16 protein-coding genes and 1 pseudogene are annotated in these 18,628 nt (G+C 39.0%); 5 read left to right on the forward strand and 12 right to left on the reverse strand.

Annotated features, from left to right (window positions below; translation table 11 throughout):
* Positions 1-44 precede the first annotated feature (44 nt).
* Together F938_RS19485 and F938_RS19490 are read left to right on the forward strand one after the other, a co-directional pair.
* Entirely contained in the window at positions 45-557 is a 513-nt protein-coding gene (locus tag F938_RS19485; protein ID WP_005029281.1) for a helix-turn-helix domain-containing protein, read from the forward strand.
* A complete protein-coding gene (locus tag F938_RS19490; protein ID WP_010591792.1) occupies positions 554-1,399 on the forward strand; it encodes an IS3 family transposase in 846 nt (281 codons plus the stop codon). Before F938_RS19485 ends, F938_RS19490 begins: the two co-directional genes overlap by 4 nt.
* A 93-nt stretch (positions 1,400-1,492) precedes the next feature.
* Here F938_RS19490 and ppa read toward each other — a convergent pair whose 3' ends face one another.
* Positions 1,493-2,017, reverse strand: a complete 525-nt coding sequence (ppa, locus tag F938_RS19495) for an inorganic diphosphatase (protein ID WP_004825594.1) — start codon at positions 2,015-2,017, stop codon at positions 1,493-1,495.
* A gap of 121 nt (positions 2,018-2,138) precedes the next feature.
* Positions 2,139-2,537 carry an MAPEG family protein gene (locus tag F938_RS19500; RefSeq protein WP_004825596.1) on the reverse strand — a complete coding sequence of 133 codons (399 nt, stop codon included), beginning with the start codon at positions 2,535-2,537 and terminating at the stop codon, positions 2,139-2,141.
* A gap of 67 nt (positions 2,538-2,604) precedes the next feature.
* On the opposite strand from F938_RS19500, the gene F938_RS19505 reads away from it, so the two are divergent.
* Entirely contained in the window at positions 2,605-3,033 is a 429-nt protein-coding gene (locus F938_RS19505; RefSeq protein WP_010591096.1) for a hypothetical protein, read from the forward strand.
* A 76-nt stretch (positions 3,034-3,109) separates the two neighbouring features.
* Here the strand turns inward: F938_RS19505 and F938_RS19510 are convergent, their stop codons facing one another.
* From F938_RS19510 to F938_RS19540, 8 genes and pseudogenes are all read right to left on the reverse strand, one after another.
* Positions 3,110-4,783: a long-chain-fatty-acid--CoA ligase gene (locus F938_RS19510; protein WP_005034492.1), complete on the reverse strand. Its 1,674-nt coding sequence runs from the start codon at positions 4,781-4,783 to the stop codon at positions 3,110-3,112.
* 149 nt (positions 4,784-4,932) lie between these two features.
* Entirely contained in the window at positions 4,933-7,152 is a 2,220-nt protein-coding gene (parC, locus tag F938_RS19515) for a DNA topoisomerase IV subunit A (protein ID WP_005034494.1), read from the reverse strand.
* A 247-nt stretch (positions 7,153-7,399) separates the two neighbouring features.
* Positions 7,400-7,819, reverse strand: coding sequence for a hypothetical protein (locus tag F938_RS19520; RefSeq protein WP_005034495.1), 420 nt, complete (start codon positions 7,817-7,819; stop codon positions 7,400-7,402).
* A 62-nt stretch (positions 7,820-7,881) separates the two neighbouring features.
* On the reverse strand, positions 7,882-9,201 hold the full coding sequence (niaP, locus tag F938_RS19525; protein WP_005034497.1) for a niacin transporter NiaP: 1,320 nt from the start codon (positions 9,199-9,201) through the stop codon (positions 7,882-7,884).
* Positions 9,202-9,249: 48 nt separating this feature from the next.
* Positions 9,250-9,408: pseudogene (locus F938_RS24815) on the reverse strand (GNAT family N-acetyltransferase); the annotation flags it as partial.
* Positions 9,409-9,563: 155 nt separating this feature from the next.
* Positions 9,564-10,208, reverse strand: a complete 645-nt coding sequence (locus F938_RS19530) for a trimeric intracellular cation channel family protein (RefSeq protein ID WP_004825611.1) — start codon at positions 10,206-10,208, stop codon at positions 9,564-9,566.
* Between the two features lie 61 nt (positions 10,209-10,269).
* A complete protein-coding gene (locus F938_RS19535) occupies positions 10,270-10,737 on the reverse strand; it encodes a YchJ family protein (protein ID WP_005034500.1) in 468 nt (155 codons plus the stop codon).
* A 391-nt stretch (positions 10,738-11,128) separates the two neighbouring features.
* Positions 11,129-12,709, reverse strand: coding sequence for a TerC family protein (locus F938_RS19540; protein ID WP_004825615.1), 1,581 nt, complete (start codon positions 12,707-12,709; stop codon positions 11,129-11,131).
* A gap of 437 nt (positions 12,710-13,146) precedes the next feature.
* On the opposite strand from F938_RS19540, the gene F938_RS19545 reads away from it, so the two are divergent.
* The gene (locus F938_RS19545) at positions 13,147-13,782 is read left to right on the forward strand and encodes an LOG family protein (protein ID WP_004825617.1); all 636 of its coding nucleotides are present in this window, start codon (positions 13,147-13,149) and stop codon (positions 13,780-13,782) included.
* Between the two features lie 157 nt (positions 13,783-13,939).
* Here the strand turns inward: F938_RS19545 and F938_RS19550 are convergent, their stop codons facing one another.
* Both F938_RS19550 and F938_RS19555 read right to left on the reverse strand, forming a co-directional pair.
* Entirely contained in the window at positions 13,940-14,281 is a 342-nt protein-coding gene (locus F938_RS19550; RefSeq protein WP_005034503.1) for a GlpM family protein, read from the reverse strand.
* A 109-nt stretch (positions 14,282-14,390) separates the two neighbouring features.
* Complete coding sequence (locus tag F938_RS19555) at positions 14,391-15,158, reverse strand: hypothetical protein (RefSeq protein ID WP_005034505.1); 768 nt, start codon at positions 15,156-15,158, stop codon at positions 14,391-14,393.
* A 454-nt stretch (positions 15,159-15,612) separates the two neighbouring features.
* Between F938_RS19555 and uvrA the strand changes: the two genes are divergently transcribed.
* Positions 15,613-18,444, forward strand: a complete 2,832-nt coding sequence (gene uvrA / locus F938_RS19560) for an excinuclease ABC subunit UvrA (protein WP_005034507.1) — start codon at positions 15,613-15,615, stop codon at positions 18,442-18,444.
* Positions 18,445-18,628 lie beyond the last annotated feature (184 nt).

An 18,628-nucleotide genomic window follows, 5' to 3' on the forward strand; every position in this document is an offset into this window, starting at 1 on the left:
TGAACTGAACCCTATAAGTTGGACACAACTTATAGGGTATTTTTATGAAATACAATTTAAAGTTTAAACAAGCAGTCATTGCTTATTATGCTCAAGGCCATTCTAGTTTATCAACAGCCAAGCATTTTTCGATTAGTGATAAGGATGTCTCTAAATGGTTGGCTCAATTCAACTTAGGTGGAATTGATGCAATAAAACCAAAACAGAATAAGACAATTTATACAGCTGAATTTAAATATAAAGTATTAACAACTATGCAGGATGAGCGATTAAGTTTATCTGATACAGCTCTTCGTTTTGGTATTTCTTCCCCGAGTTTGATCAGTGTATGGCGTAAAATCTATCAAACCGATGGTATGCTTGGACTAGAACCAAAGTCTAAAGGAAGAGCACCCATGTCTAAAAATAAACATAAATATATTGTTGATAAACCTGATCATGAAAAAACAACTGCTGAGCTTCAGCATGAACTACTCTATTTACGCGCTGAGAATGCTTACTTAAAAAAGCTCGACGCCTTGCTGAATCCACCCAAAAAGGACAACAAGCAAGGTTGATTGATCAGATGAGTACTGAGTTTGCTTTGCCATTGCTTTTAGATATTGCTGAGTTATCGAGGAGTAGTTTCTACTATCATAAAGCCAAGCTAAATGCCGTAGATAAATATGCAGAGCTCAAGCAACGAATTTGCCAAATTTATGATCAGCATAAAGGTAGATATGGTTATAGACGAATCACTTTAGCCTTGAAGCAACAAGGTCTTCATCATAACCATAAATTGATTGCTAGGTTGATGAGAGGCTTTGGTTTAATTTCATTGATTCGGCGTAAAAAGTACAATGCCTACAAAGGTACATCCAATAAAATAGTCAAAAATAAACTCAAACGTAACTTTGAAGCGAAGCGACCCAATAAGCGTTGGCTGACAGATATAACCGAATTTAAAGTTGCTGATACGAAGTTATATTTATCTCCGATTTTAGACTGCTATAACAATGAGATTGTGAGCTATACACTTTCAAGACGCCCAGTATTTCAACTTGTTAAAGATATGCTTGATCAAGCCATAAGTCATTTACCAAACTCACGAAAACACAAGCTTATGCTTCATTCAGATCAAGGCTGGCATTATCAAATGAGCCAATTTAGGAGTACGCTTAAAGCGAATAAGATTAAGCAAAGTATGAGTAGAAAAGGGAATTGTTGGGACAATGCTTTGATGGAGAGTTTCTTTGGTACATTAAAATCAGAGACGATTTATCTAGAGAAACCAGAAAGCATTGAAGTCTTAGAGCAACAAATTCATGACTACATCCATTACTATAATCATGAGAGAATACAAATTAAACTAAAAGGATTGAGCCCTGTTCAATTCAGAACTCAATCCAGCGTTAACTAAACTGTCCAAGATTTGGGGTTCAGTCCATTTAATCATGCAGGTTTTTTATTGGTTTGAAGATTATTTAATCTTCAAACCGCATTTCTATCAGGCTTATTTTGCTGCTTCGATTGCTTTTAATACTTCAGCTTTAGCAACTTCAGAACCTTCCCAACCTGTCAATTTAACCCATTTCCCAGGCTCTAAATCTTTGTAATGTGCAAAGAAGTGTTCAATTTGATTCAACAACAAAGCTGGAAGATCTGAATATTCTTTCACATCTTTATAAAGCGGTGTTAATTTGTCGTGTGGTACAGCGATAAGTTTAGCATCGATACCACCATCATCTTCCATGTTTAATTTACCCACTGGACGACAACGAATCACTGAACCATGTACCAACGGATGTGGTGTAACGACCAATACGTCTAATGGGTCACCATCTTCAGACAAGGTATTTGGAACATAACCGTAGTTCGCTGGGTAGAACATTGCAGTACCCATGAAACGGTCAACAAATAAAGCATCTGAATCTTTATCTACTTCATATTTGATTGGTGCAGCATTGGCTGGGATTTCGATGATTACATAGATGTCATTAGGTGCATCTTTACCAGCAGGAATATTGCTATAGCTCATAGGATACTCTTTGAAGTGAGGTCTTATAAAAAATCTTGACGATTATAACGCTAAAATACGCGAACAGCTGCGGATTATACATTTTGCATCATCAAAATGAATGGATTTCGTCTAAATCCACTCAGACAATTCGAATAATCAATAATAATAAAATGATTGGACAAGCCATCGATAGAAACCAAATGATTGAGCGTAATGCTGAAATATTGGCTAGATAACAAATCCCATAGATAATGCGCAGTACAATATAAGCAATCCCCAACATCATGATCAAATGTTGTGAGACCACCATATACTCAGCCATAAGCACAGCGGCAATAAATAAAGGTAAGCTTTCAAAACTATTTTGTTGTACCGCATTGGCGCGTGCCGACAAGCCTGTGCTTTTGGCTAAAAAGTCACGAGGATTCTGGTTATCTGCGAGTTTAAATCCCCCAGATACTTTCGCAATAATGGTAAAAACATAAGGAAGTAAACAGGCAATTAGAATTAAATATATGATGCCATCTATCCCAGACATGATTTTTTCTCATGAAGTGTTAATGCAGGTTATCATAGCATGGCAATAACAGAATATTTTTTGTTTAATGCAGAGTTTTGCAAAATTGTGTAGTGAGGACAATGTCGTGCAGCCCGACCAAAATGAATTGTTTGAAGTTTTAGAGAAACAACGCCAGCAACATGCCGAGATTGATCGTATTCTTAAAATTGTGCTGCCTATTTTGGCATTTTTATTATGTGTGATTTGTGCCAATTATAACTGGCAGTCAACATTAGGCACGCTTATCATTTTAATTGTGGCTTTTTTTGCGGTTGCGATCAAACGAATGAATCTATATTTGTGGCTTGCGATCATTATCATCTATTGTTCGATTGATATTTATATGAGTTACGGCAGTATTGTTCCTTCTGCTTTAGGTCGTCAAATGGGAACAATGTTGACCTTTACTGCGATTGTAGGTTTAAGCCGTCCCTATATTGATGGTTGGTATAGTCGCTCAAAGCAAAATTTCTGATTCTATCCATCGTTGCACTGTTCTATGTTACAAAAAAAAGCGCCAATCTTGGCGCTTTTTCAATTTGAGTTTTTGCTTATTTACGCAAATCTTTACGTAAGATTTTACCTACATTCGATTTTGGTAAATCATCCATAAACTCCACATAACGTGGGCGTTTATAGCCAGTTAAGTTTTGTTTTGCAAATTCAAGAACTTCTTCTGTTGTTAATGAAGGATCTTTTTTCACAACAAACAGTTTTGGCACTTCACCAGATTTTTCATCAGGTACACCAATCGCTGCAACTTCAAGCACTTTTGGATGTTGTGCAATGACTTCTTCAATTTCAGATGGATAAACATTAAAACCAGACACTAAAATCATGTCTTTTTTGCGGTCTACAATTTTGAAATAACCACGGGCATCCATGACACCGATATCACCAGTACGGAAATAACCATCAGCTGTCATCACTTTCGCAGTTTCATCAGGACGGTTCCAATAACCTTTCATGACTTGTGGTCCACGAATCGAGATTTCACCTTGTTCACCTTGTGGTAGGTGGTTGCCATCATCATCAAGGATCGCCACATCAGTCAAAGGTAATGGAACACCGATTGTACCGCTGAATTCAGTCGTTGCAGGTGGGTTAGCTGTTGCAACAGGCGAAGTTTCAGATAAACCATAACCTTCAATAATGATGGTACCCGTCACTTTTTTCCACTCTTCCGCAGTTGAAGGCAATACAGCCATACCACCGCCCATCGCCATTTTTAAATTGCTGAAATCGAGCTGTCTAAATTCTTCGTTATGTACCAATGCATTGAATAATGTATTGACCGCTGGGAAAAAGCCCGGCTGATATTTACGTAATTCTTTAATCACCGCAGGTAAGTCACGTGGGTTAGGAATCAGAATATTTGCTTGACCTTTGTACATACCATAAAGTGCACACACCATAAATGCAAAGATGTGGTAAAGCGGCAATGCACAGAAGATACGGTCATCTTTAGCACCGTCACCCTGACCAAACTTACTTTGGAAAATACCATCACATTGCATTAAGTTTGCAACTAAATTGCGATGAGTCAGTTCAGCACCTTTTGAAACGCCTGTAGTACCACCTGTATATTGCAACACAGCAGTATCACTCAACGTCATGTTAGGGCGTTTGTAGTTGCTTGGACTTACTTTTGCCAATGCGGCATTAAATTTAATATGTCCAGGAATGTTCCAATCTGGAATTTGCTTACGTACTTTACGTAATACAAAATTCACTAAAGTACCTTTTAAAGTACCTAGCATGTCACCAACAGAGGCAACAACCACATGTTTTACTGGCGTTTTTCCGATAATTGCTTGGTAAACTGTTGCAAAGTTTTCAACAATAACCAATGCTTCTGCACCTGAGTCATTTAACTGATGCTCTAGTTCACGTGCAGTATAAAGTGGGTTGACATTGACAAGCACTAAACCTGCACGGAATACCGCCAAAGCAACAATAGGATATTGAAGGACATTAGGCATCATTACTGCGACACGTGCGCCTTTTGCCAAACCCAAACTTTGTAAATAAGTTGCAAATTTACGGCTTGCCAATTCAAGATCACTGAATGACATCACCTTATCCATGAAGATAAAGGCATCACGCGAACCAAACTTTTGGAAATTACGCTCAAAAATATCAATAAGAGAAGTATTTTCCTGGGGCAATTCTACAGTCTCTGGAATCCCAGTCTTTTGGTATTCAGCGAACCAAATCTTTTCCATAATGCCATAATCTCCAATCAGTAATCCTTAGTTTTAAACTGTTTTTCTCAATATCGAGCATAATTTTTTGGCTTCTTTGTGCTCAATATTGCATCCATTTCCACGAACACATTGCATATATAACGTATTTCGATCCAAGGATGCTAGTTTTATCTTTGAATCAACAGTTTATTTGCTTTTTGATATCCACGGGGTAAGAGTTGACCTTTCGATGCTCGTTTACCAATATACTTCTGTAAATCATCACCTTTTAGTTTTAATTGTTGCTGTCCTGCAAGCACTTGAATTACATCATCTAAATTCAACGTTAGCATAAACTGAATATATTCATCAGCCTCAAGTTGTATCAACTTGTTTCCCTTTCCTTTATTCAGCGTTGGCAATTCTGACAAATCAATCAAAAGTAAACGTCCTACTGAACTGAGTATAGCCAAATGAGTCTGATTTTCAACGACCTCTATCGGCATAGCTTTCGCATCATCTGTTACAGTCAAGAATGTTTTACCCGCTTTGGCATTGGTATCCAATTGTTTCGCTTGAGACTTAAAACCATAACCTCTTGAACTTACAGCAATAATTTCTTTATCTTCATCCCCTACCAGTACTTGAATAAAGCTCACACCGTTAGCAGGTGACAGTTTTGAACTCAACGGTTCTCCCAAACCACGTGCAGAAGGCAAACTATTTATTGACAAGGCATAACTTCGACCGGTCTCATCCAAAATATACACTTTTTGATTCGACTTACCTTGTGCAGAACTCAAGTACTGATCGCCTGCACGGAAATTCAATTTCTCAACATCAATTTCATGACCTTTGGCTGAACGAATCCAACCTGCTTCTGAAAGAATTACTGTGACAGCTTCAGCAGGCATCAAGTCTTGCTCGCTCATTGCCTGTGATTCTTCACGTTGCACAATTGGTGAACGGCGATCATCACCAAATTTTTTCGCATCATCTTTAAGCTCTTCAATAATCAAAGATTTTAAAGATTCTGGATTTGCCAACTGCTCACGAATCACCGCCGCTCTTGCCTCAAGTTCTTCCTGCTCACGACGCATTTCCATTTCTTCAAGTTTTGCCAAATGACGTAACTTGAGTTCTAAAATCGCTTCAGCCTGTATTTCATCAATATTGAAACGCATCATTAACACAGGTTTTGGCTGATCTTCTTCACGAATGATTTTGATCACTTCATCAATGTTTAAATAAGCAATGATCAAACCACCTAAGATATGCAGGCGCTTTTCAATCTTGTTGAGATGATATTGCAGTCGACGTGTGACAGTATGTTTACGAATTTCAATCCATTCTAATAATATTCTGCGAATTGATTTGACTTGTGGACGACCATCAGCTCCGATCATGTTCATATTGACACGATAACTGGATTCTAAGTCTGTAGTCGCAAACAAATGACTCATTACCGCTTCTGCATCAATACGATTTGAGCGCAGTACAATCACTAAACGTGTTGGGTTTTTATGATCTGACTCATCACGTAAATCACTCACCAAAGGCAATTTTTTGGCTTGCATCTGATCTGCAATTTGCGTAATAACCTTAGAGCCTGAAACTTGGTAAGGCAGTTCAGTTATGACGATTTCATTTTTTTCAATATGATAAATTGCACGTGTTCGGTAACTTCCACGCCCTGTGGTTTGGAGCTTAAGTAATTCTTCACGTGAGGTAATAATTTCTGCTTTGGTCGGCAAATCAGGTGCAGGAATATATTCTGCAACTTTTTCATCGGTTAAATTAGGATTACGAATTAATGCAATTGTGCCTTTGACCACTTCACGTAAGTTGTGCGGTGGAATATCGGTCGCCATCCCAACAGCAATACCTGTTGTACCATTCAGCAAAATATTCGGTACACGCGCAGGTAAACTCACTGGCTCTTTCATTGAACCATCAAAGTTATCTTGCCAATCACAAGTACCTTGACCTAACTCTGATAATAATAAATCGCTATAAGTTGAAAGTTTAGCTTCGGTATAACGCATTGCTGCGAAAGACTTAGGATCATCAGGTGAACCCCAGTTGCCCTGACCTTCAATGAATGGATAACGATAACTAAATGGCTGAGCCATCAGCACCATAGCTTCATAACATGCAGAGTCACCATGAGGATGATATTTACCCAGTACGTCACCGACTGTACGTGCAGATTTCTTTGGCTTACCACTTGGCTTTAATCCCAACTCGCTCATCGCATAGACGATACGGCGCTGTACAGGTTTTAAACCATCACTGATATGAGGCAGTGCACGATCCATGATCACGTACATGGCATAGTTCAGGTAAGCTTGTTCAGTAAATTCTGCTACGGAACGGTTTTCTGTCGCATGATGCGCAAGGCTTGTCATAACAACCTTTTATCCTAATTAAATTCGTTCTAAATAAATGCTGATGTATCTACATTCTTATGCTAAGTCGCAGCGCCTGACGACACAAGCACAAGTGTACGCCACAACGACAAATTGCGTCTTTCAGTGTTTCTAATGACGTAAAATTATCCACTTTTTGGAAAATGAGCAACTTTTATTTAAATGGTTATTTTAAAATTCGAATATACACTTTATTTCAAACGAAATTTATAAATGCTGAAACTTATTAGAGTGGTCCAATTCGTGCTTTTATAAAATGAATGCTCAAACTCAGCAACCACCCGATCCCATATAAAAACAGCAAAGTAACAGGAACCACTAAGCTATACGCTTCCATCCAAGACAGCCGATCCAATAAAGGACCTAACCCAATTACATTAAATGCTGACACTTGAAAACCTATGGGTAATTGTAAGAAAACAAAATTTCCTTTGTTATCTGTCATTGGATCTAATGCAATATATAGACAAAATGCACTAAGCAAAAGATAAATAATACAAAAGCTTAATCCTATTTTACTTTTCATTATTTCGCCCTCAATTCTTGTTTGATCTAATCCATAATATAGCGATAAATTGTTTGTTTTTAATTCAATATACGAAAAATTAAAACGGCTGATCGCTAAGATTAACCCGATATCAGCCATTCTATACTTATTATTTGTTATCGTTTTTTTGGCGCTTTACTTTTAATACTTCTAATCAACCACTATAACCCAATCTCTTCTAAAGTCTTGCCCTTGGTTTCTTCACCCAAGACCAGTACAACAGCTGCTACTGCTAAAAGTACGGCTGTAAACATCATAAAGACTGAACTAAAACCATTGCTTGCCACCATCATATGAGTGACGACCAGTGGTGCAACGATTCCGCCAATACGCCCAATCGCAGATGCCCAACCTGAGCCAAAGGCACGAATATTGGTGGGATACTGTTCAGGCGTATAAGTATATAAAACACCCCACGCACCCAAATTGAAGAAAGACATTAAACAGCCCCAAAACATGATCATATTGACTGAGGTGGCTTGTCCAAAGAAATACGCAGATACCGCACACATCGCAATAAAGCCTGCCAGCGTAGCTTTACGCCCCAGCTTTTCAACCAACCAAGCAGCAGCAACATAACCCGGCAACTGCGCCAAAATCATGCCCAAGACATATTCAAAGGACTGCACGATGGTATAACCTTGTTTGACCAACAAACTGGGTAACCATGTGAAAATGCCATAATAAGAATAGACGATACCAAACCAAATCAACCACAACATCAAGGTCCGGCGGGCAAAAGCACTCGACCACAGTTGAGTGAAGGAAAGATTTGGCTTGGCGGCAACAGGTTTAACTTCAATCGTAGTGATCACTTCTACACCACATTGTCGTTCAAGTTTTTGTACCAGCGCATGAGCTTCGTCAATGCGACCACGATTAATTAGATAAGGAACAGATTCAGGCACTTTTTTCAAAATCATGAAAACATAAATGGCAGGTAATCCACCAATCAAAAATGCGATATGCCAACCATAATCAGGGATCACAAAGTATGAAATCAAAGCTGCAACTAACCAACCTAACCCCCAAAAACTTTCAAGCAAAACAATAAACCGACCTCGAACCTGAGCAGGGATATATTCACTGACCAGCGTCACAGCAACAGGCAATTGCCCACCCAGCCCTAATCCGACAATAAAACGGAAAATCAACAGCCATGTCAGATTCGGCGCAAAAGCACATAACGCGGTTGCAACGCTATACGTCACCAAAGTAATCGCAAAGACTGTTCTTCGACCGATTCGATCAGCCAAGCCACCTGAAAATACAGCACCGATTGCCATTCCGACAAAGCCAATCGAGACCACCCAGCCTTTTTCCGTAGGTGTCATCTGCCATTCTTCTGCCATTTTGGTCAAAATAAATGAAATCAGACCTGTATCCATGGCATCGAACATCCAGCCCAGTCCGATCACCCACAGCAAAGTATAGTGAAACTTCCCAATGGGTAGACGTTGTACACGTGATACTAAATCCATAAGACACTCAACAAATAGGTAAATTGATCGACAAGCGTGGCATACACTTTATTTTTGAAGAATTAAGTTCAGAATTTCTCCCGACAATCCGTCAAAATCTTTAAATTCTTGAGAATGAAAACCATTGTTGATCAAAATTTTTCGAGATGGAATATTTACAGGATCAATAATGGCGATTAAACCCTTTAACTGAGACTGTTTTTTTGCATGACATCAACTTTTCTGACGAGTTGAAAATTTGCTCTAAAATCTAAGGTTGTAAATTTTCCAAGTTTAATCTTTGGGTTGCCTCTATATGACATATACAACCTCAAATTCGGCGATAAATCTTCAAAATACTCTTCTAAATAGCATCACTATATTCAGCTTTCATCTTTAGAGGAGGCTGATTGTCCATCATCATCTTTATAAATAAATTTCGGCATTTCTAAACCAAAATAAATAGCAATACAGCGTAGCGCAAAACCAAACACCAATGTCGAAATTACAGTGATTTCTAGAGATAAGCCAAAGTCTATACAGAACCAGTAGAAAATAACAGCAACAAAGGAAATTGATGCATACAACTCTCGACGGAATACCAACGGAACATCATTACACAAAATGTCTCGTAAAATACCGCCTGACACACCTGTCAAAACACCAGCTACTGCTGAAACAACAAAACCATGCCCCATCTGTAACGCAATCTGACAACCAATAATGGTAAAACCAATTAAACCCAAGGCATCTAACAATAAGAAAATGGAGTGCAAATGCTTCATCCATTTAGCGATGAGAATTGTGACAAAAGCCGCACAGCATGTCAGTACAAGATATTCAGGATGTTTCACCCAAGTGAGCGGATAATGTCCCAACAAGACATCACGGACCGAACCACCGCCGAGTGCGGTTACACAGGCAATCAACACTACACCAAACCAGTCCATACTACGTCGTCCTGCTGACAACGCTCCCGTCATGGCTTCTGCTGTAATTGCAATAATATAAATAATGGTCAGTAACATTGCCCTTCATCCACTGATGGGTAAAAGATGCGCGCTATTTTAAGTCAAAACGAGCTAAAAGCTACAAGAATTGCGCACAACATTGCTTAAATTTTTTTGTTGATCCACAAATACAAGGCTGTTTCATTGTAACTTGCTGATCTGTGGTTGGATCTAAAAAATACCACTGACCTACATGATAGACAAAATGTGAAACTTCATGATGAATCTGCGTTTGCTGACCATCATGAAAATGTGCTTTAAACTCAACCTGAGCATGATTTTTATCCAGCTTTTCTTTGGCTTGAACTACCTCTAATTTGAGCCACTGATTAGACTTACTCCATGCTGCAATCGCCTGTACATCCAATGCTTGCTGCTGCCCCAATGCAGTGGTTGCCACAATATATGCAATCTCTTGTTTGGCAAATGCGCTATAGCGAGATTTCATTAATTGCTCAGCTGTCTGGGCTTTTTTTTGCCCCAAATGTAGTGGCTGACAACATTGACTATATTGCGCCGAACCACAGGGACAGGATAGATTGGACATAGAAAACTCAAAATCTGAATAGGCTTAAATGATAATGCAACCCTACTTAAAATCGAAACTTTTCTCAAAAATATAGCGTTATAAAAACAGCTGATTTAAATGATGCAAGTTTTCAAGAATATTCAAGCCATATCACCAGATTATTCATATAAGTCATTTACTTTGAATGATTTATTCCAACTCGACTTTAAACCTTTTATACAAATTTTTAGTGACTGTTTAATGCTTTATCTGTTTTGTCCTTTTATAAACCGTGGAATATCTCTCTATCCTAAAGCAACATGAATGTCGCCATTGGCTACGCTACAGCTTATACCGATCATCTGAACAAAAAAACAAGCCAGTTTTTCAACTGGCTTGTTTTCAATATCCTTGCTTTCAATATTAAGGTTTATTCTGAGTCTTTAGATGGCGACAATGCCACAATATGAACTTTTTCAATCTTATGCCCATCCATCGTGACCACTTCAAACTCATAACCATCTGCTTGTAACTTCTGACCATTTTCAGGTAAGCGACCAAGATGGAACAAGATATAACCCGAAAGTGTTGAATATTGCTCTGACTCATCTACCAAATCTCGACCTAACAGCAATGAAACATGGCGAATATCGGTTGAACCTTCCAACATCAATGAACCATCTTCCAAGCTTTCAGCAGCAGCCTCCAACTCATCTTCATCAGGGAATTCACCTGCAATCGCCTCAAGTACATCAATAGGCGTGGCAATCCCCTCGATTGAACCATATTCATTGAGGACAATCGCCATTTGCAAAGGTGCTTGACGTAGTTGCTCCATCACCATCAACACTTGTGCATTTTCATGAACAATGACAGGTTCACGTAAGTGTTTGTCAAAATTCAAAATACCCGTTTCAATATAATCATTGAGCACTTTATGCGTGAGCACAATACCTGCGATATTGTCTAATTCACCATGCGCTAAGATCAGTCTTGAGTGAGACATTGCCATTAAATTTTCTTTGATGGTGGCTTCGTCTTCATCCAAGTCCAACCATTCTAATTCTGGTCGTGGCGTCATGACTGATTTCACTGGGCGCTCAGATAAACCCAATACACCTTGTACCATGACACTATGGTATGCCCCATTTTCATCATCAAAGATTTCATCTGCTAAAGCTTGTGTTGCAATCACATCATCGGCTTTACCATTTTGACTTTCTGCATTTTTGCCCCCTAACATTTTCAACACTGCTGAAGCCGTACGGAAACGCAAATCTGTGGTTGTGACCATCTTTTCTTGATTCTTACGCATGGTTTGGTTCATGAACTCAATCAATACCGAGAAACCAATGGCAGCATATAAATAACCTTTCGGAATATGGTATCCAAAGCCCTCAACAATCAATGAAAAACCAATCATCATCAAGAAGCCTAGACATAAAATCACGACAGTCGGATGTTTGTTGACAAAGTCCATCAAAGGTTTAGATGCCCACAGCATAATCCCGACGGCGATCACCACAGCAATCATCATCACTGAAAGCTCTTTCACCATACCTACCGCAGTAATCACACTGTCTAGGGAGAATACAGCATCAAGAATGACAATCTGAACAATCACCATCCAAAAAGCCGCATGGACTGGATTTTCTTCTTTTAAATCCTGTCCACCTTCAAGGCGTTCATGGAGTTCCATTGTGCCTTTAAAAAGCAGGAATACCCCACCAAACAACAGGATAAGGTCACGACCAGAGAAAGGATGGTCGAAAATATGGAATAAAGGTGCGGTGAGCGTAACCACCCAAGCAATGGATGCCAGTAAAACCATGCGCATACACAGCGCAAGCAACAAGCCTAAAATCCGTGCTTTATTGCGTTGCTCTGGAGGAAGCTTTTCTGCCAAAATTGCAATAAAAACAAGGTTATCAATACCTAGAACTATTTCCAAAACAACCAAAGTCGCCAGACCAACCCACGCCGAAGGATCGGACATCCATTCAAGTATCATTGATCTTGCTCCATTGCAGTTGCGCAATTGATATTTTCAGCATTTGAGAACTGTAAATTTCGAAACAGAGAAGAAAACTTTAGTTTATTTTGAAATATTTTTTTGTCTAAAGATTGTGCATTTTCGGAGCGACTACAACCACTACCCATGATGATTCATTTGTTGATAAACAGGCTTTAATTATAGGCAGTTTTGATAAAAATTTCATCTTATTTGTATGGGATTTTATTTGCTTAGCGCATAAATCGTAACTCACTATATTGTCGTAACGGCGGAGATCGCTCATTTTCATGATTTGCTCACTCTCACCTCAATAGCAACCCTTTAACGATACAAATCATTGCAAAAGTGCCTATAACGCAACATGTTTTTGTCATATTTCTTGCTTAAGGTAGTCGAAATACATAAGAACATGATAAGTTAAGGTGAAAAAATAAATGATGAATAGTGTATTGCCTGTAATGATAAATGAATCGTTAGAATTAGATCAGCAAACTCCTAAAGCAACTCAATGTTTAATTGCACTGTATTGTGGCTCCCGACCTGGAAATAATCCGACTTATAGAGAAAAAGCAATTCAATTGGCTCAAGGCATAGCCGAACATGGTTTTGGCATTGTCTATGGTGGTGCCAGTATCGGTTTGATGGGACAAGTTGCAGATACCGTGACTGAACATGGTGGTGATGTTGTAGGCGTGATCCCTGAATTTATGCTGGATTATGAAATTGCACATAATCAACTGACTGAACTACACATCGTACAAAGTATGCATGAACGAAAAGCCATGATGGCAGATCGTGCCAGTGCCTTTGTTGCTCTTCCAGGTGGTTTTGGAACCTTTGAAGAAATCTTAGAAGTCGCCACATGGGGACAACTCAATCAACATCAAAAACCCATGATGTTATATAACGTGAATGGATTTTATGACCATTTGATTGCCCAGTTAGATCATGCTGTTGTTGAAGGCTTTTTACCACCACAACATCGTGCCAAACTGATTGTGTGTAACCATGCTGATCAAATCTATAATGCAATTAAAAACTTAGAAGCGCCTAAACAATTCGTCGTCTAAGCTTTATATCGTCAATCGATGGAATGAATAAGATGAATTTTCAAAAACTCATCTTATTCAGTCTGATAGGGTTCAACTTTTGATCAATCTATTCAAATTAGATCAATAACATTGAATACAGATGCAATTACTTCAAAGCAGGACTAAAACGACTATATCATTGGTGGAATATTTGCCATCCATAAATTAAACCTGCAGCAGCTACAATCCAACACAATGTCGCAACGCCAAAACAAGACCACATTGAAAGTTTTGTTGCCAATAAATAAACCACCAACAAATAAATAAAATAAGGAACGAGTGACCATATTCCGAATAAAGCGGTTTGTTTTAACGCTTCGGCACCTTTTTCTTGAGCTACGATTACATGTGCGATCAGTGCAAAGGTGGGAAACAGTGGAACCAAGCCCGCAATATAAAATGTCTTACTTTTTGAAAGAATTGAAATCAGTAAAACTACTGCTGCACCGATACTGCATTTCAAAAATAAAGACAACATTGAATACCACTCAAACAAACATCAGATCTGAGCAAGAGTTTACGCCAACATTATCCTTTTGAAATCTAAAAAATCAGCTTATTTCATCCAAAATCAACACAATGTTGAATTAGAATGCACGTTTCAATTTGCCACGATGAATAAAGGCAAAAAAAGCCATTGCCGCTAACGCACCGAGGAAAAAGATGAATTTAATTTCACTTCGGCTTAAATGGTATTCAGATTTGTTGGTCTCTGTTTGGCTAAAATCTGCTTTTATAGGTGGGATACTTGTCGTCAGATAAGAGTGTTTGATATTTTTAAAGTTTAATTCAGTCAGCGCAGCTGGTTTTTCACCTTTGCCTACTAAAACATAGGCAGCAACAACATCAAAATCCACTGCATTTTGAATGCCAAATTTAACCTTTATCGGTTCATAAGTATTGTATTCTGGAATCCAATCATTCAGCTGACTGTAGATACGAATGGTGTCGGTCTTTTCTAATTTGGGGTCTTGAATAAGTTGAACAGCGTTTTCATCCAACAAAGCGGTTAACGCTTTAAATTGATGAAATGAATACTGATTGGTTTGTGTAAGTTGCTCTGCAATCAAGGTTTGCTGCGTGGAATGTTCGCTTGGCTTCGCTTTATTTAATAAGCCTTGATTTTCAAGTATAAAATCTGCTTTTGACGTCAATCCAGGGAAGTTTTGACGTCCGACTAAATATACAGCTGTCCAAATCTGATCGCCAGGTTGAACATGTTCTAATTCCACTTCATACAATTGATTTGGTTTAAGCTGTAAAACTTGGTCAAACAGGACTGGCGTAGCATCTTCTGCAAAAACATTGCACGAAAATACCAAACAAAGAACACATATAAGTTTGTGTATATTCATTTTTAAGCCCCTGTAAATGCGATACACATCACATATGTTACAGTAAAAATAATAACCAATCGCAGAATAGTTGTCTTACAATCTGTTTTTCTAGATAAATGGTTTTTCCTCTAATTCAGTAGTCATAACCAAACACTCAAAACAAACCAACCCGTTGGGTAAAAAAATACAGACTCAACTTTTGATATATGAAACTGGTTATTTCATAAGCATTTCATTTTAAATAAATTATATTGTCATATTGAACGTATAAAAATTAGACCAATAAAATAAATCACAATCAGTCTAATGCTATGAATCTTATTATTTTATGTAAAACATTGATTGTGGTAGCTTTTAAAAAATGGTCAGTTAGATGACACAATTTGTCGCTTAAAAACTATTTTTTACAGCTTGAACAAAATTAAATCGCTATCATATAGCACTTTAATTCGCATAATTTCGAGAAAGTTTTATGAGTCAAAGTCATATCCGTATTCGAGGCGCACGTACCCATAATTTAAAAAATGTGTCACTCGATATTCCACGTGACAAGTTTGTGGTGATCACGGGACTTTCAGGCTCAGGAAAATCATCACTGGCTTTTGATACTTTATATGCTGAAGGTCAACGTCGTTATGTTGAATCCCTCTCTGCCTATGCACGTCAATTCCTCTCACAAATGGAAAAACCAGAAGTCGACTCAATTGAAGGTTTAAGCCCTGCGATTGCCATCGAACAAAAGTCGACCAGCCATAACCCTCGTTCAACAGTCGGAACCATCACTGAGATTTATGACTATCTACGTCTACTCTATGCACGTGTAGGTACACCCTATTGCCCTGAACATGACTTACCCATGGTTGCACAAACTGTTTCTGAAATGGTAGATGCAGTTAAAGCTCTAGAAGAAGGTACAGCGTTAATGCTACTTGCACCTGTGGTTCGTGAGCGTAAAGGTGAATACACCAATCTGTTTGAACAATTACAAAGTCAAGGTTTTGTCCGTGCGCGTGTTGATGGTGAAGTGATTGATATCGATACTCCGCCAGAGCTGGATAAAAAGAAAAAACATACCATCGAAGTGGTTGTTGATCGCTTTAAAGTACGTGACGATTTAGGGAACCGTATTGCAGAAAGCTTTGAAACAGCACTACGTCTAGGTGGTGATATTGCAGTTCTATCGTGGATGAGCGGTGAGCAGCCTGATCGTGTGTTTTCTGCAAAGCACTCATGCCCTGAATGTGATCGTGCAGTAGCCGAACTTGAACCCCGTCTGTTTTCGTTCAACAATCCTTTCGGTGCCTGCCCTGTCTGTGATGGTTTGGGTACGCGAAGCCACTTTAGCGCTGAAAAATTAATCCCTAGCCCTGATGTATCTATTAGCCAAGGGGCGATACGTGGTTGGGACAGACAACGCCCTTACTACTACAGCATGATTCAAAAAGTTGCAGATCATTTCGGTTTTTCATTAGATACACCATGGAATGAGCTGGATGCAGAAACCAAAAAGAAATTTCTGTATGGAACAGGCAAGGAAAAAGTTGATTTAAGCTATATCGATGAACGTGGTCGTAAGCACAATCGAGTACAACCTTTCGAAGGTATTTTGCCCCATTTAGAACGCCGCTATCGTGAAACTGAATCGAATTATGTTCGCGATGATTTGGCACAATATTTATCAAATGCCGCTTGTGATGCTTGTGGTGGCTCACGCTTAAATGAAATTTCCCGTCATGTTCGGGTAAAAGATAAAACCATTGCTCAAATAACTAAAATGTCGATTGGTGATGCTGAAAGCTACTATCAAGATTTAAATCTTGAAGGTGCCAAAGGTGAAATTGCCGATAAGATTTTTAAAGAAATTCGTGAGCGTTTGCATTTCCTTGTTTCCGTTGGTTTAAATTATTTAAGCCTTTCACGTTCGGCTGAAACCCTTTCAGGAGGTGAAGCACAGCGTATTCGCCTTGCTTCGCAAATCGGTGCAGGCTTAATGGGCGTGATGTATGTTTTAGATGAACCATCTATCGGTTTACATCAACGTGATAATGACCGTTTACTTGAAACATTGGTACGATTGCGTGATCTTGGCAATACGGTATTGGTGGTTGAACATGATGAAGATGCCATTCGTGCCGCTGACCATATTATTGATATTGGTCCTGGCGCTGGTATCCATGGCGGCCATGTCATTGCAGAAGGTACTTATGAAGAATTGGCAAGCAATGAAGATTCTTTAACTGGTAAATACTTATCTGGAAAATTAAAAATCGCAGTGCCTAAACAGCGTGTAACACCGCCAAAACCTGATGAGCAAATTAAACTGATGGGCGCAGCAGGTCATAACCTTAAAAATGTTGATCTGAGCATACCTTTGGGTGTGATGACCTGTGTGACAGGGGTTTCTGGTTCAGGAAAATCAACACTGATCAACCGTACGCTATTGCCTTTGGCTGCAACTCAACTCAATGGTGCAACCACCTTAACGGCGGAAAAGTTCGACTCGATTGATGGCTTGCAATTCCTTGATAAAGTGGTCGATATTGACCAAAGCCCGATTGGACGTACACCACGCTCCAATCCTGCAACCTATACAGGTTTATTCACCCCGATTCGTGAATTATTTGCTCAAACACCTGAAGCGAAAGCACGTGGTTATGCCGCAGGTCGTTTCTCTTTCAACGTCAAAGGTGGTCGTTGCGAAGCCTGTGAAGGTGATGGCATGATCAAAGTGGCGATGCATTTCTTGCCTGATATGTACGTGCCTTGTGATGCCTGCCATGGTCAACGTTATAACCGTGAAACTTTGGAAGTCGGCTATAAAGGTAAAAATATTTCTGATGTGTTGGAAATGACGGTTGAAGATGCCATGCATTTCTTTGATGCAATTCCTGTCATTCACCGTCGATTAGAAACCTTAAACCAAGTGGGTTTAGGCTATATTCGTTTAGGTCAGTCAGCAACCACTTTGTCTGGTGGTGAAGCACAACGTGTTAAATTGGCACGTGAATTGGCAAAGAGAGATACAGGCAAAACCTTATATGTCCTTGACGAACCAACGACGGGCTTACACTTCCACGATATTGCCAAGCTTTTAGACATCCTGCATGAGCTTCGCAATAAGGGCAATACGATTGTGGTGATTGAGCATAATCTGGATGTGATTAAAACTGCGGACTGGGTAATTGACTTAGGTCCTGAAGGTGGTTCAGGTGGTGGTCAAATTATTGCTGAAGGCACACCAGAAGATGTGGTTAAATCGAAAGTTTCACATACAGCGAAATTCCTAAAACCGTTGTTGAAGTAAGGCGATTTATTGCATTTCTGCCCTCTCTTGTTTTAGAGAGGGCTCACGTCTCTATGCTCGTCGTTAAAGGGGCATAGAGGACTCTAAGTCTTTATAATTAAAATTAACATATATAACTGATATTTTTTATCCACTTTGATATTTGTCTTTTACCCATCTATCCGTCAATTATTAGCTTATATGT

The organism is Acinetobacter bereziniae LMG 1003 = CIP 70.12 (genome assembly GCF_000368925.1).
GTDB classification, from domain to species: Bacteria; Pseudomonadota; Gammaproteobacteria; order Pseudomonadales; family Moraxellaceae; genus Acinetobacter; species Acinetobacter bereziniae.